14 protein-coding genes are annotated in these 12297 nt (G+C 42.8%); 8 read left to right on the top strand and 6 right to left on the bottom strand.

Going from position 1 to position 12297, the window contains the following annotated elements; all coding sequences use genetic code 11:
• The first annotated feature begins 99 nt into the window (after positions 1 to 99).
• Positions 100 to 912, top strand: a complete 813-nt coding sequence (locus ACJ7Z2_RS01005; RefSeq protein ID WP_409500500.1) for a Cof-type HAD-IIB family hydrolase — start codon at positions 100 to 102, stop codon at positions 910 to 912.
• Between the two features lie 47 nt (positions 913 to 959).
• On the opposite strand, the gene ACJ7Z2_RS01010 is transcribed toward ACJ7Z2_RS01005, so the two are convergent.
• From ACJ7Z2_RS01010 to rplU, 3 genes are all read right to left on the bottom strand, one after another.
• Complete coding sequence (locus ACJ7Z2_RS01010; RefSeq protein ID WP_409500501.1) at positions 960 to 1880, bottom strand: DMT family transporter; 921 nt, start codon at positions 1878 to 1880, stop codon at positions 960 to 962.
• 100 nt (positions 1881 to 1980) lie between these two features.
• The gene (rpmA, locus tag ACJ7Z2_RS01015; RefSeq protein WP_006249511.1) at positions 1981 to 2238 is read right to left on the bottom strand and encodes a 50S ribosomal protein L27; all 258 of its coding nucleotides are present in this window, start codon (positions 2236 to 2238) and stop codon (positions 1981 to 1983) included.
• Between the two features lie 20 nt (positions 2239 to 2258).
• Complete coding sequence (rplU, locus tag ACJ7Z2_RS01020; RefSeq protein WP_006251992.1) at positions 2259 to 2570, bottom strand: 50S ribosomal protein L21; 312 nt, start codon at positions 2568 to 2570, stop codon at positions 2259 to 2261.
• Positions 2571 to 2847: 277 nt separating this feature from the next.
• Between rplU and ispB the strand changes: the two genes are divergently transcribed.
• The 7 genes from ispB (at position 2848) to mutM (ending at position 9681) form a co-directional block, all read left to right on the top strand.
• Positions 2848 to 3843, top strand: a complete 996-nt coding sequence (gene ispB / locus ACJ7Z2_RS01025) for an octaprenyl diphosphate synthase (protein WP_409500502.1) — start codon at positions 2848 to 2850, stop codon at positions 3841 to 3843.
• Positions 3844 to 4049: 206 nt separating this feature from the next.
• Entirely contained in the window at positions 4050 to 4784 is a 735-nt protein-coding gene (locus ACJ7Z2_RS01030) for an epoxyqueuosine reductase QueH (RefSeq protein ID WP_409500503.1), read from the top strand.
• 455 nt (positions 4785 to 5239) lie between these two features.
• A complete protein-coding gene (fabD, locus tag ACJ7Z2_RS01035; RefSeq protein ID WP_409500504.1) occupies positions 5240 to 6175 on the top strand; it encodes an ACP S-malonyltransferase in 936 nt (311 codons plus the stop codon).
• Between the two features lie 16 nt (positions 6176 to 6191).
• Complete coding sequence (locus ACJ7Z2_RS01040; RefSeq protein ID WP_409500505.1) at positions 6192 to 6656, top strand: hypothetical protein; 465 nt, start codon at positions 6192 to 6194, stop codon at positions 6654 to 6656.
• Positions 6657 to 6676: 20 nt separating this feature from the next.
• On the top strand, positions 6677 to 7399 hold the full coding sequence (fabG, locus tag ACJ7Z2_RS01045) for a 3-oxoacyl-ACP reductase FabG (protein WP_409500506.1): 723 nt from the start codon (positions 6677 to 6679) through the stop codon (positions 7397 to 7399).
• Between the two features lie 112 nt (positions 7400 to 7511).
• Complete coding sequence (brnQ, locus tag ACJ7Z2_RS01050) at positions 7512 to 8807, top strand: branched-chain amino acid transport system II carrier protein (RefSeq protein ID WP_409500507.1); 1296 nt, start codon at positions 7512 to 7514, stop codon at positions 8805 to 8807.
• Positions 8808 to 8856: 49 nt separating this feature from the next.
• Positions 8857 to 9681: a bifunctional DNA-formamidopyrimidine glycosylase/DNA-(apurinic or apyrimidinic site) lyase gene (gene mutM, locus ACJ7Z2_RS01055; protein ID WP_409500508.1), complete on the top strand. Its 825-nt coding sequence runs from the start codon at positions 8857 to 8859 to the stop codon at positions 9679 to 9681.
• A 35-nt stretch (positions 9682 to 9716) separates the two neighbouring features.
• Here mutM and dtd read toward each other — a convergent pair whose 3' ends face one another.
• Genes dtd through proA form a run of 3 tightly spaced genes read right to left on the bottom strand, consistent with a single transcriptional unit; the run spans position 9717 to position 12211 of the window.
• Positions 9717 to 10151 carry a D-aminoacyl-tRNA deacylase gene (gene dtd / locus ACJ7Z2_RS01060; protein WP_126301174.1) on the bottom strand — a complete coding sequence of 145 codons (435 nt, stop codon included), beginning with the start codon at positions 10149 to 10151 and terminating at the stop codon, positions 9717 to 9719.
• Complete coding sequence (locus ACJ7Z2_RS01065; RefSeq protein WP_006251985.1) at positions 10126 to 10971, bottom strand: virulence factor BrkB family protein; 846 nt, start codon at positions 10969 to 10971, stop codon at positions 10126 to 10128. The genes dtd and ACJ7Z2_RS01065 overlap by 26 nt, the downstream gene beginning before the upstream one ends.
• Before the next feature lies 1 nt (position 10972).
• Entirely contained in the window at positions 10973 to 12211 is a 1239-nt protein-coding gene (gene proA / locus ACJ7Z2_RS01070) for a glutamate-5-semialdehyde dehydrogenase (protein ID WP_409500509.1), read from the bottom strand.
• Between the last annotated feature and the right edge of the window lie 86 nt (positions 12212 to 12297).

Below are 12297 nucleotides of genomic sequence, written 5' to 3' on the forward strand. Positions count from 1 at the left end.
GCAGATTATCAAATTTAGCCTTATTTTTTCCGGCTATTTTTGTGACATCGCTCGAAAAAAGAGTAAAATCTCCTCATTCACACATAAAAGGAAACCGAGATGAAATCCCTCCAAAAACCGATCAAAATTGTCTTTTTCGATATTGATGACACCCTCTATGTAAAACATAAAGCCTATATTCCAAAATCAATTACCGAGCAGGTGCTGCCTCGTTTAAAAGCTAAAGGCATTATTCCGGCTATTGCCACCGGCAGAAATCACGGCTGTTTCCCTGAAGCACTCAAACCTTATTTAAACCCTGAAACCGGCTTTGAGCTGTTTGTTACTATTAACGGGCAATATAATTTCTATAAAGATCAAATGATTAGTGATTATTCGTTAAGCCGTGAGCAAATTGAACGCATCATTGAAAAAGCCAATGCCTTGGGTATTCCGTATGCGTTTATTACGCCAATGACCGTTGCGGTTTCCGCCACAAATCCGATTGTGCACGAAGCAGTTTTACCGATCACACCGAATTATTTGATCGATCCACACTACTACGAAAAAGAGAAAATTGTGCAAATGTTGCTGTTCTACACCGAAGAGCAGAAACAAGCGGTCGAAAACAGCGGAATTTTTGCAAATGATTTAAAAGAGGCTCGCTGGCATTCGCATGCAGTAGATATTCTTAGAAAAGAGAACTCGAAAGCACGCGGTATTCAAGATGTATTGGCGACATTGAATATTGAGATTGAAAATGCGATGGCATTTGGCGATGGCATTAACGACTTGGAAATGCTTCCAACCGTAGGGGTTGGTGTGGCAATGGGTAATGGCGTGCCGGAATTAAAAGCGGTGGCAGATTTCATCACCAAGCCGATTGAGGAAGACGGCATTCTATACGCCCTTGAAACGCTTGGAGTGATTTAAAAGCAAGCGGTTGTAAATTTTTCTCCATTTACAACCGCTTGTAATTTTTATTTACGCCTAAATAACTTATCGCCTGCAATCGCTAAAATCGCCCCACTGACGACCACCAACGCCCCAAGATAACTGATCCAATTCATATCCGGCTTTGCAAAAATATGCGGATAACAATAGTGGCTAAGGTTGGAAAAGATCATGGTAAAAATTGGCAACATCGTGGTTACAATGCTTACCTTTGAGGTATCCCAATGATTCAACGCCTCACCGTATGAACCGTAGCCAATTAAGGTATTCAAACAGCAATAAATAAAGCAACCCCACAGAAAACTGCCTTCAAGATTGCCTAACTGTGCCGGAGTGGCAAATGGCAGCATCAGTAGTGAACAGCCAATGTAAATAATAAACAGCACTTGCTGAGAGTTAAATTTCGATAATAATAATTTTTGAGCCACGCCGTATAGCACCCAAATCAGGCTGGCTCCGGCACTCAATAAAACTCCGAGAGCGTAGGTGTTGAGCTGTAAAATTTCAGCAAATTTATCGTTAAAGAATGCGATAAGCCCGACTATCAATAATATAAAGCCGATCTTTTGAAACAAGCCGAACTTTTCTTTAAACAACAATACGCCTAATAGAATCATCGAAAATGGAGCTAACTGCCACAATACTTGATTGGTAGTGGGTGAAACATAGTGCAGAGCCTCTGCAAACAAAAAGAAATTTGCTGACAAACCGCACACCCCTAACAAAATTAAACCGAGTTCTTTTTTGCTACAAGCGGTCAATTTAGGTAAACGTTTTGCAAATCCTAGTATCAGCAACAGCCCTACTGATGCCACAATGAACCTGACCCAAACCAAGGTTTGGGCATCAATCACTTTCAATACTTGCTGGGCGGCAATCGGTAACGTTCCCCACGTCATTGCTGCGGTTAATGCAAGTGAAAAACCAAGTAAAGGGCGTTGTTTCATTGCTGAAATTCCTTTTTCTATTCTATGTTTTCTATATTTGGAAATCTTAAAATACAAAAAACCTCGCCATTGGCGAGGTCTCTTATTGATTTTGAAATGATTAGTCAGCGATGATGCTTACATATTTACGGCTTTTCTCGCCTTTCACTTCAAATTTAACTTTACCGTCAGCAGTTGCAAATAAAGTGTGGTCTTTACCCATACCTACATTGCTACCTGCGTGGAATTTAGTACCACGTTGACGAACGATAATGCTACCTGCTAATACAGATTCACCACCGAAACGTTTAACACCAAGGCGTTTAGCTTCAGAATCACGACCGTTACGAGTTGAACCACCAGCTTTTTTAGTTGCCATCTTCTAGATCTCCTCTGAAATTATGCTTGAATCCCAGTGATTTTCACTTCTGTGAACCACTGACGATGACCTTGTTGTTTACGGCTGTGTTTACGACGACGGAACTTAACGATTTTAACTTTCTCGCCACGACCTTGTGCGACAACTTCAGCCACTACTTTTGCACCTGCTACAACCGGTGCACCGATTTTAACATCTTCACCGTTAACGACCATTAACACTGAGTCAAATTCAACTTTCTCACCAGTTGCAAGTTCAAGTTTTTCTAAACGAACTACTTGACCTTCACTTACTCGGTGTTGTTTGCCGCCACTTTGGAAAACTGCGTACATATTTACTCCGCTATGTGCCAACTGCTTTTGCTTTTAGGCACTAAATTAATTCATAAAAATAGGGTTGCAATTCTACGGAAAAAGATTCGAAAGAGCAAGAGCGATTTTGAGAATTTTTTGAAATTTGCAAAAAATGGTAAAAATACTACCGCTTATTTCAACTGCGACTAAAAACAATAGACTGCTCCGATTTTACAACAAAATCGTAATTCTTTTTTGAACACGGACTAAATTAAGGTAGAATCTACCCAATTTTTGTCTTACTTTTATGGATTCGATGGCTGTGCAACTTTCATTAGAACAAATTCAAGCCCTTGCAAATGAAGATATGCAAGCGGTAAATGCAGAAATTTTGGCTCAACTTAATTCGGAAGTTTTACTGATTAATCAGCTCGGGCATTATATTATTGCCGGCGGCGGGAAACGTATTCGCCCGTTAATTGCGGTGCTTGCGGCTCGTGCGTTGGGTTATGGTGGTAAAAAACACATCACGGCGGCTGCTTTTATTGAATTTGTACATACTGCTACACTTTTGCATGATGATGTAGTCGATGAATCCGATATGCGTCGTGGCAGACCGACTGCAAACGCCCATTTTGGCAATGCAGCCAGTGTATTGGTAGGAGATTTTATCTACACCCGCTCGTTCCAGATGATGACGGATTTAGACTCCTTACGGGTGTTAAAAGTGATGTCTGCCGCCACCAATGCGTTGGCAGAAGGGGAAGTACAACAATTAATGAACGTGAACGACCCAAACACCACTGAAGCGAACTATATGCGGGTGATTTACAACAAAACCGCCCGCTTGTTTGAAGCTGCAACCCAATGCGTGGCGATTGCCGCTGAAGCAAGTGAAGAGATCGAAAATGGCTTAAAAGAGTACGGCTGCTATTTAGGCACAGCGTTCCAGCTGATTGATGATATTTTAGACTACTCCGCCCAAAGCGAAAATTTAGGCAAAAACGTAGGCGATGACTTCGTAGAAGGTAAACCAACCTTGCCATTGCTCCACGCAATGCACGCTGCCGATAAAGCAGGCAAAACCGCTCAAGCAGACCTTATTCGCAATGCGATTGAAAACGGTGGTGAATTGGAACAAATTCCACAAGTATTGGCGATTATGCAAGAACATCAATCTCTAGATTATGCAATGCAAAAAGCCCGTGAAGAAGCTCAAAAAGCGGTCGATTCATTAGCGGTTTTACCGGAAAGTGAGTATAAACAGGCATTGATTTCATTGGCGTATTTGTCGGTGGATAGATCCTATTAACCTGTTACTTTTCTTTGCTTGTGCAAAGAAAAGTAACCAAAAGAAAGCACACCCTGCTTCACCGCTAATCCTCGCTTTATTTGAATTTGCTTAACGTAAAAATTTATAACTCGCCAACTTCGTTGGCTCAAACACTAAATTTTTCCTACAAATTCAAAGTCGCTCAGGCGGTTCAGAAGGGAATAATAATTCATCAATAACAATATATGACCCAACCAATCGAACATATTGAAAGCGTGCGTGCCAGACGCAGAGCTCAAAATCAAAAAAAAGATCCGAATGCCCCCTTTGTGCGTGAGAAATTAACTCTCCCAAACGGGCATAACAAATTATTGTTACACTCTTGCTGCGCCCCTTGCTCGGGCGAGGTAATGGAGGCTATTCACGCCTCCGGCATTGAGTTTACGATCTACTTTTATAACCCGAACATTCACCCGCTGAAAGAGTATCTGATCCGCAAGGAAGAGAATATTCGCTTTGCCGAAAAGTGGGGCATTCCGTTTATTGATTTAGACGATGATTACGAAAACGACCGCAAAGAGTGGTTCAAAAAAGCCAAAGGAATGGAATGGGAGCCGGAGCGTGGCATTCGCTGCACAATGTGCTTTGATATGCGGTTTGAAAAAGCGGCGGAATACGCTCACAACAACGGCTTCCCTGTGTTTACCAGTTGCTTAGGCATTTCCCGCTGGAAAGATATGAACCAAATCAATGACTGCGGCCACCGTGCGGCAGCTAAGTTTGATGACGTGGTTTACTGGGACTACAACTGGCGTAAAGGCGGTGGCTCACAACGGATGATCGAAATCAGCAAACGTGAACGTTTCTACCAGCAAGAATACTGCGGTTGCGTCTATTCATTAAGAGATAGCAACAAATGGCGGTTGGAAACAGGGCGTGGGCGGATTGAAATCGGTAAGCTCTATTATTCACCGGACTAAGCCTTACTTTTCTTTGCTTGTGCAAAGAAAAGTAACAAAAGAAAACACACCCTGCTTCGCCGCTTTACTTCGCTTGGTTTGAATTTGCTTAACGGAAAAATTTAAAACTCGCCAACTTCGTTGGCTCAGACACTAAATTTTTCCTGCAAATTCAAAGTCGCTTAGGCGGCTTAGAAGGGAACCCGTTGGAGCGTTACAAGTGGTCAATTTGAATTAAAATTTTGCAAAAAATACTGAATAATAGACCGCTTGCCCCGTCTGAGCGACTTACGATTTCTAGGAAAATTTGTGCTGTTTGAGCGAAGCGAGTTTACAAATTTTCCGTGAAAGAAATCGTAACCAAGCGAAGTTCGGGTCGCCTTTCTTTTGGTTACTTTTCTTTGGCGAAGCAAAGAAAAGTAACGAGAACAACGCTCGATATTCGATTTCTACAAAATTTAAAAGAGGATAACAATATGTCAAAATTCGCTATGGTCTTCCCCGGTCAAGGTTCGCAAGCGGTTGGAATGCTTGCTGATCTTGCCCCTATTTACCCTGTGGTAGAGGAAACCTTCCAACAAGCCAGCCAAGTGCTGGGCTATGATTTATGGGATCTGGTGCAAAACGGCACAGCAGAAGATCTCGGTAAAACCGAACGCACTCAACCTGCGTTGCTTGCCTCAAGCGTGGCACTTTTCCGTATTTGGCAACAAAAATTCCCTGAGCAAAAACCAGCCGTGATGGCAGGGCATAGCTTGGGGGAATACTCAGCATTGGTGTGTGCCGGTGTGTTGGATTTCCAAGATGCGATTAAATTGGTCGAATTGCGTGGTCGTGCAATGCAAGAGGCTGTGCCGGCTGGTAGCGGTGCGATGTTTGCGATTATCGGTTTAGATAACGACAGCATTATCAAAGCCTGCGAGCAAGCAGCAAGCGAGACCGGTGAAATTGTCTCTGCGGTGAACTTTAACTCACCGGGACAAGTCGTGATTGCCGGAACGAAAACGGCTACGGAGCGTGCCGGAGAACTGTGCAAAGAAGCGGGGGCAAAACGTGCGTTACCATTAGCGGTAAGCGTGCCTTCACACTGTGCCTTAATGAAACCGGCGGCAGAAAAATTAGCCGATGCTTTGCAAAATATTGAGCTAAATCAACCGCTTGTTCCTGTTATCAACAACGTGGATGTGGCAGTAGAAACTGATGCACAAACCATTCGCAATGCCCTAGTTCGCCAGCTTTACAGCCCTGTTCGTTGGACGGAAACCGTTGAGAAAATGGCACAAGATGGCATCACTACTTTATACGAAATCGGTCCAAACAAAGTACTAACAGGTTTAACGAGCCGTATTGTGAAAGAATTATCAGCCAAAGCGGTAAACGATGTTGCCAGTTTTGAGGCAGTTGAGGCTTAATTTTCAGGAGCGTAGAATGAGCAAAGAAACCCTATTTATGCTAATAAGTGCATTGATTGCCTTAGTGATTTTACCTTTAGCTTATACTGTCGGTATCGCTAAAGAAACATTAGACGTAAATATGGGAATGTTAGCCATTGCTGCCGGTTGCTCATTTTTAGCCTATTTTTTAAGTCTAAACCCCAAAATCCGCCACGCCTTTATCGGTGGCTCGGCTATTACGGCTGCCGCTATTCAAGCTTGGGCATTATATGGTGTGCTGTTAAGCAATAGCGATCCAAAAGGGGCGGTGGTATTGTTCCAAATTTATCTGTTTAGTAGTTTAGGGCCACTGGTTTTTTCAGCCATTTGGGCATTTACTCGCCCTCGTTGGATTTATCCTAAACAAGGTAGTGCGGTGAAATATGCCTTATTTGGTGGCTTAACGACCGTGATAAACTACTTTATTACCCTTTTTATTTTTTATATTCTGACGTTATAACGTCATACTAAGGAGAATTTATGAGCAAAATCGCATTAGTCACGGGAGCAACCCGTGGAATCGGCAAAGCGATTGCCGAAGAATTGGTAGCAAAAGGCTACATCGTAGTCGGCACCGCAACCTCTGAAAAAGGAGCGGAATCCATTTCAGCTTATTTAGGTGAGAACGGCAAAGGCTTAGTGCTAAATGTTGCCGATGCAGAATCCATCGAGAGCGTATTAAAGCAGATCAAAGAGACCTTTGGCGATGTGGACGTGTTAGTCAATAACGCCGGCATCACACGTGATGGCTTATTAATGCGTATGAAAGATGACGATTGGTTCGACATCATTCAAACTAACTTAACTTCGGTTTATCGTTTATCCAAAGCGGTATTACGCCCGATGATGAAAAAAGGCGGACGCATTATCACGATCGGTTCGGTGGTCGGCTCAATGGGCAACCCAGGGCAAACCAACTACTGTGCTGCTAAAGCAGGCTTAGTTGGTTTTTCTAAATCTTTAGCGAAAGAAGTAGCAAGCCGCGGCATTACGGTAAACGTGGTCGCGCCGGGCTTTATTGCCACCGATATGACCGATGAATTAAACGAAGAACAACGCAATGCAATTCTTAGCCAAATCCCAGCCGGCGAACTCGGCTCTCCACAAGATATTGCTAAAGCAGTCGCTTTCTTAGCCAGCGATGATGCTCGTTATATCAATGGAGAAACCCTGCACGTTAATGGTGGCTTATATATGAGCTAATCCGCTACAAGCGGTCTTTTTTCAACCGAGCTTTGTAAATTCAGAGTTCGGTTTTGTTATTTGTTATTTTGTGTTATCACCTGCTTTATAGGTGAAAAAGTGTGAATATGTTATGACTAGAAATACATTAGTAGTAGGCTTTTTATTGTTTGCTATTTTCTTTGGTGCCGGCAATCTGATTTTCCCACCAAAATTAGGTTATGAAAGTAGTACAGAATTTTTCTCAGCCATTTCAGGCTTTGTTTTAACTGGAGTAGGGCTTCCTCTACTCGGTATTATCGTCAGTGCATTTTATAATGGAGGCTATAAATCTGCATTAGACAAAATCCATCCTTGGTTTTCTTTAGCATTCCTAACTTCTATCTATTTAGCGATCGGGCCATTCTTTGCCGGTCCACGCACGGCAGCAACTGCCTATGAAATGGCGATAATGCCGTTTTTAGGAGACTCCAGCCAAATATCAATGTTAATTTTTACCTTAATTTACTTTGCTCTTACCCTATGGTTAGCGCTAAATCCAAGTAAAATGGTTGATCGCATTGGTGCAATTCTTACTCCGATCTTGCTTATCACCATCATTGGATTAGTTATTCGAGCCGGCTTTATTTTAGATGCCGATCCACAAATCATTACGTCTAATACGAATGAACAATCTTACTTTTTTAAAGGTATGGTTGATGGCTATCTAACTATGGATGCACTTGCTTCGTTAGCCTATTCGGTAATTGTATTAAATGCTATTCGTGGGAAAGGGGTAAGCCAAGCCGCATTACAACGCCAAACAGTTGCTGCTGGCTTAGTTGCAGCAGTTGCTCTAGCCGTAATTTATATTTCATTAGGTTGGATTGGTAATAATATGCCAATTAGTGCAGACACACTTTCGATGTTATCAGAAAGAAAATTGGATCTAGGTACTTACATTCTTAACACTGTGACTACCCAAGCCTTCGGTGAACTCGGACGTAGTGTCTTAGGAGTGATTGTTTCACTTGCCTGTTTAACCACTGCTGTCGGTTTAGCCGTATCAGTCAGTGAATACTTTAATGAAATTTTCCCGAAAATTTCATATAAAGTTTATGCTATCTTATTTACTGTGATTAGTTTTACTGTTGCTAACCAAGGATTAAAAGAAGTTATTAGCAAATCCATTCCGGTATTATTAGTTCTCTACCCAATAGCAATGACTGTCATTTTAATGTTGCTGATTAATTTAGTGATTAAACTTCCGTTGTCTGCACAACGTCTATCACTCCTATTAGTGACAATTGTCGCGATAGCTTCAGTTGCCGGTGTCGGGTTTACCGAAAACTTGCCTCTAAAATCCTACTCGATGGAATGGCTACCTTTTGCCATCATTGGAGCTATTATTGGAGCAATCATCCATCCGCTTACCGGTCGAAAAGCATAAATAAAGTAAAGGCAGTGAGCATTCACTGCCTATTTTTTAGGAGAGAATAATGCCTGAATTACCCGAAGTGGAAACCAGCGTACGAGGCGTTGAGCCTTATTTAAAAGGGCAAACCATTAAGCAAATTATTATCCGCCAGCCAAAACTCCGCTGGGCGGTAAGTGCTGAATTATCGCAAATGGAAAATGCTAAAATCGAGGCAATCGAAAGACGGGCGAAATATCTGATTATCCGCACCGACAAAGGCGATATTTTGGTGCATCTGGGAATGTCCGGCTCGCTCGGGATTTTGCAAGAACGTCAACAAAACGAAATTGGCAAACACGACCACGTCGATCTTATTACCCCAAACGGCACAATTTTACGCTATAACGACCCTCGCAAATTCGGCTGTTGGCTATGGGCAGAAAAAGCAGAAGATCACGAACTGTTGCGTAAACTCGGGCCTGAACCGCTTTCAAACGATTTCACAGCAGATTACTTATTTGCAAAAAGCCGCAAAAAAACGACCGCTTGTAAAACCTTTATTATGACCAATGAAGTGGTTGTTGGGGTGGGGAATATCTATGCGTGCGAAAGTTTATTTATGGCAGGCATTCACCCTGAGCTTGCCGCCCAGAACTTAACCGAAAAACAGTGCGAACGCTTGGTAAAAGTGATTAAAGAAGTGCTGATCAAAGCGATAATTCAAGGCGGCACAACGCTGAAAGATTTTATTCAGCCGGACGGCAAACCGGGCTACTTCACCCAAGTGCTACAAGTTTACGGGCGCAAAGGTGAGGCGTGCAATGATTGTGGCAGCACGATTGAAGCCAAAGTGATCGGGCAACGTAACAGTTTTTTCTGTCCGAAGTGCCAAAAACTCCCGAAATAACTATATAAAAAAAGAGAGCCAAAGCTCTCTTTTAATTAAACCTGCAACCAAAAAGTCACCGGTCCGTCATTTTGTAGGCTAACTTGCATATCGGCTGCAAATTGTCCGGTTTGGGTGTGAATTTTAGTAGCGGCTTGTTGATGAAAGTAGGCATACAAACGCTCGGCATCAGCCGGGCTTGCCCCTTTTGAGAAACTAGGTCGCAAGCCTTTATTGGTATCCGCCGCAAGGGTAAACTGTGAAACCACTAATAAGCTGCCGCCGGCTTGCTGTACGTTTAAATTCATTTTCCCCTCGCTATCCGAAAACACCCGATAATTCAGCACTTTTTCCAGTAGCTTATCCGCTTTCGCTTCATCATCGTCTTTTTCCACACCGAGCAACACCAACAAACCGCTCGCAATTTCACCAACGGTTTGCCCTTCAACCTCCACTTTTGCGAATTTAACCCGCTGAATTAAGCCTATCATTAACGCTCCCCTTATCTGTTTCCATTTCGTCTAAAACCGCCGCAAATTGTCCGCCAAGTAATACCACCTGCCAACTTAACTGAATCCATAACAGCATAATCGGTAACACCGCTAATGCTCCATAAATTGCCTGATAAGACGGAAAAGCAGTAATATACCAAATAAAGGCTTTCTTCCCTAAGGTAAAGAAAATCGCTGCCATTAATGCCCCGATAGCAGCGTGTATAAATTTTACCTTTCTAATCGGAATAAATTTATACACTAAGGTAAAAAGTAACCAAATTAATAAAAACGGCGTCAATTCTAATAAATGCTGCCCGAGCGATAACGCCCCACTTCCATTAAAAATAGAAAGCGACATCACATAGGTGCTAATTGCAATACTCGCGCCGGCAAGCAGCGGCCCAAACAGCAAAATGAGAAAATAAAGCAAAAAAGAGAACCACATCGGGCGCTGACGATTATCGTGCCAAATGGTATTCAATGCCTCATCAATACTCTTAATCAGCATAATAGTAACCACAAATAAGCCGATAAAACTTACCAGCCCCATTTGTTTAGCATTACTGACAAACAACTCAATGTATTCCGACACCATCTCGCTCGCACTCGGGGCAAAGTTGTCATAAATGAACGCTTTTAACTGCTCGTTTGCTTCGTGGAAAATCGGAAAAAAGGTAAAAATGGAAAACAGCACGACAATAAACGGCACTATCGCCAGCATTGTGCTATAAGTGAGATAACCGGCTGAAATCGCAATGTTATTTTCATTATAACGCTTGGCAAAGAGCTTAATAAATCTCCACAGTCGATTTAACATCTTAACCTCTCACCAAATAATCGCCTTCACACACCCATTTGTAGGTGGTTAAGGCTTCTAATCCCATCGGGCCACGAGCGTGTAATTTTTGTGTGCTAACCGCCACTTCCGCACCTAACCCAAACTCACCACCATCGGTGAAACGGGTACTAGCATTAATATAAACCGCCGCTGCATCAACCTGTTGTACAAATTGACGGGCAAGTTGGTAGTCAGAGGTTAAAATCCCCTCTGAATGCTGCGAACCATAGTGGCGGATATGCTCTACCGCTTGTTGCAAGTCATTTACCACTACCACATTAAGATCAAGCGATAACCACTCTCGGCTCAATTTTTCCTGATCAAGCGGTTCAATTCCCTCAATTTTTTGTAAATCGTTACTGTGAATGGTGACGCCAAGCTGTTGCATTTTCGCGACCAATTTCGGCAAAAATTCCACCGCAATCGCTTTTTCCACCAACAACGTCTCTAGCGTATTGCAAGTACTTGGGCGTTGCGTTTTAGCATTGGCGATGAGCTCAAGAGATTTCTCCTGATCCGCCGTTTTTTCCACAAACAGATGGCAAACCCCAATGCCGCCCACAATTACCGGAATGGTCGAATTTTCTTTGCAGAATTGATGTAAACCTGCTCCACCTCGAGGGATCACCATATCAATGTAGCGATCCAATTTCAGTAACTCTAACAATAAGGCTCGATCCGGATCCGTCACCGCCTGCACTGCCAATTTCGGCAAGCCGGCTTTTTCTAACGCATCTTGCACTACATCAACCAACACAGCATTGGTAAATTTGGTCTCTTTACCGCCACGCAAAATCACCGCATTGCCGGTTTTGAGGCATAATGATGCCACATCAATCGTTACATTCGGGCGAGCTTCATAAATGGTTAAAATCACCCCGAGCGGCACACGCTGGCGTTCGATTTTCAAACCGCTGTTTAATACGCCACCGTCCATCACCTGCCCGACAGGATCCGCTAATTTGGCAACGTTTCGCACATCGTTGGCAATGCATTTCAGCCGATCTTCATTCAACAATAAACGGTCAATAATCGCCAATGAAATTCCTTGTGCCTGAGCAAATTCAACATCTTTGGCATTGGCGTATAAAATTTCTTCTGCCCGTTGCTCAAGGCTGTCAGCAATCGTGAGTAAGGCTTGGTTTTTCTGTAGGTTGCCAAATTGGGCCAGCTCAAAACTGGCTTGTTTGGCTTGCTGGGCAAGTTCTATCATCTGCATAAGTTTCTTCTCATTGATTAATTACGCCATAATCTAACACGTTCTTTTATATGAAGAAATATGCAAAAGCCAAGAAAATTGGATAA

Source organism: Mannheimia glucosida (genome assembly GCF_046267875.1).
Taxonomy (GTDB): Bacteria; Pseudomonadota; Gammaproteobacteria; order Enterobacterales; family Pasteurellaceae; genus Mannheimia; species Mannheimia glucosida.

What these genes read in the sequence shown, in the direction of transcription:
- ACJ7Z2_RS01005 (WP_409500500.1), top strand. Translation starts at nt 100, where the DNA reads ATGAAATCCCTCCAAAAACCGATCAAAATTGTCTTTTTCGATATTGAT.
- ACJ7Z2_RS01010 (WP_409500501.1), bottom strand. Translation starts at nt 1,880, where the DNA reads ATGAAACAACGCCCTTTACTTGGTTTTTCACTTGCATTAACCGCAGCA.
- rpmA (WP_006249511.1), bottom strand. Translation starts at nt 2,238, where the DNA reads ATGGCAACTAAAAAAGCTGGTGGTTCAACTCGTAACGGTCGTGATTCT.
- rplU (WP_006251992.1), bottom strand. Translation starts at nt 2,570, where the DNA reads ATGTACGCAGTTTTCCAAAGTGGCGGCAAACAACACCGAGTAAGTGAA.
- ispB (WP_409500502.1), top strand. Translation starts at nt 2,848, where the DNA reads ATGGCTGTGCAACTTTCATTAGAACAAATTCAAGCCCTTGCAAATGAA.
- ACJ7Z2_RS01030 (WP_409500503.1), top strand. Translation starts at nt 4,050, where the DNA reads ATGACCCAACCAATCGAACATATTGAAAGCGTGCGTGCCAGACGCAGA.
- fabD (WP_409500504.1), top strand. Translation starts at nt 5,240, where the DNA reads ATGTCAAAATTCGCTATGGTCTTCCCCGGTCAAGGTTCGCAAGCGGTT.
- ACJ7Z2_RS01040 (WP_409500505.1), top strand. Translation starts at nt 6,192, where the DNA reads ATGAGCAAAGAAACCCTATTTATGCTAATAAGTGCATTGATTGCCTTA.
- fabG (WP_409500506.1), top strand. Translation starts at nt 6,677, where the DNA reads ATGAGCAAAATCGCATTAGTCACGGGAGCAACCCGTGGAATCGGCAAA.
- brnQ (WP_409500507.1), top strand. Translation starts at nt 7,512, where the DNA reads ATGACTAGAAATACATTAGTAGTAGGCTTTTTATTGTTTGCTATTTTC.
- mutM (WP_409500508.1), top strand. Translation starts at nt 8,857, where the DNA reads ATGCCTGAATTACCCGAAGTGGAAACCAGCGTACGAGGCGTTGAGCCT.
- dtd (WP_126301174.1), bottom strand. Translation starts at nt 10,151, where the DNA reads ATGATAGGCTTAATTCAGCGGGTTAAATTCGCAAAAGTGGAGGTTGAA.
- ACJ7Z2_RS01065 (WP_006251985.1), bottom strand. Translation starts at nt 10,971, where the DNA reads ATGTTAAATCGACTGTGGAGATTTATTAAGCTCTTTGCCAAGCGTTAT.
- proA (WP_409500509.1), bottom strand. Translation starts at nt 12,211, where the DNA reads ATGCAGATGATAGAACTTGCCCAGCAAGCCAAACAAGCCAGTTTTGAG.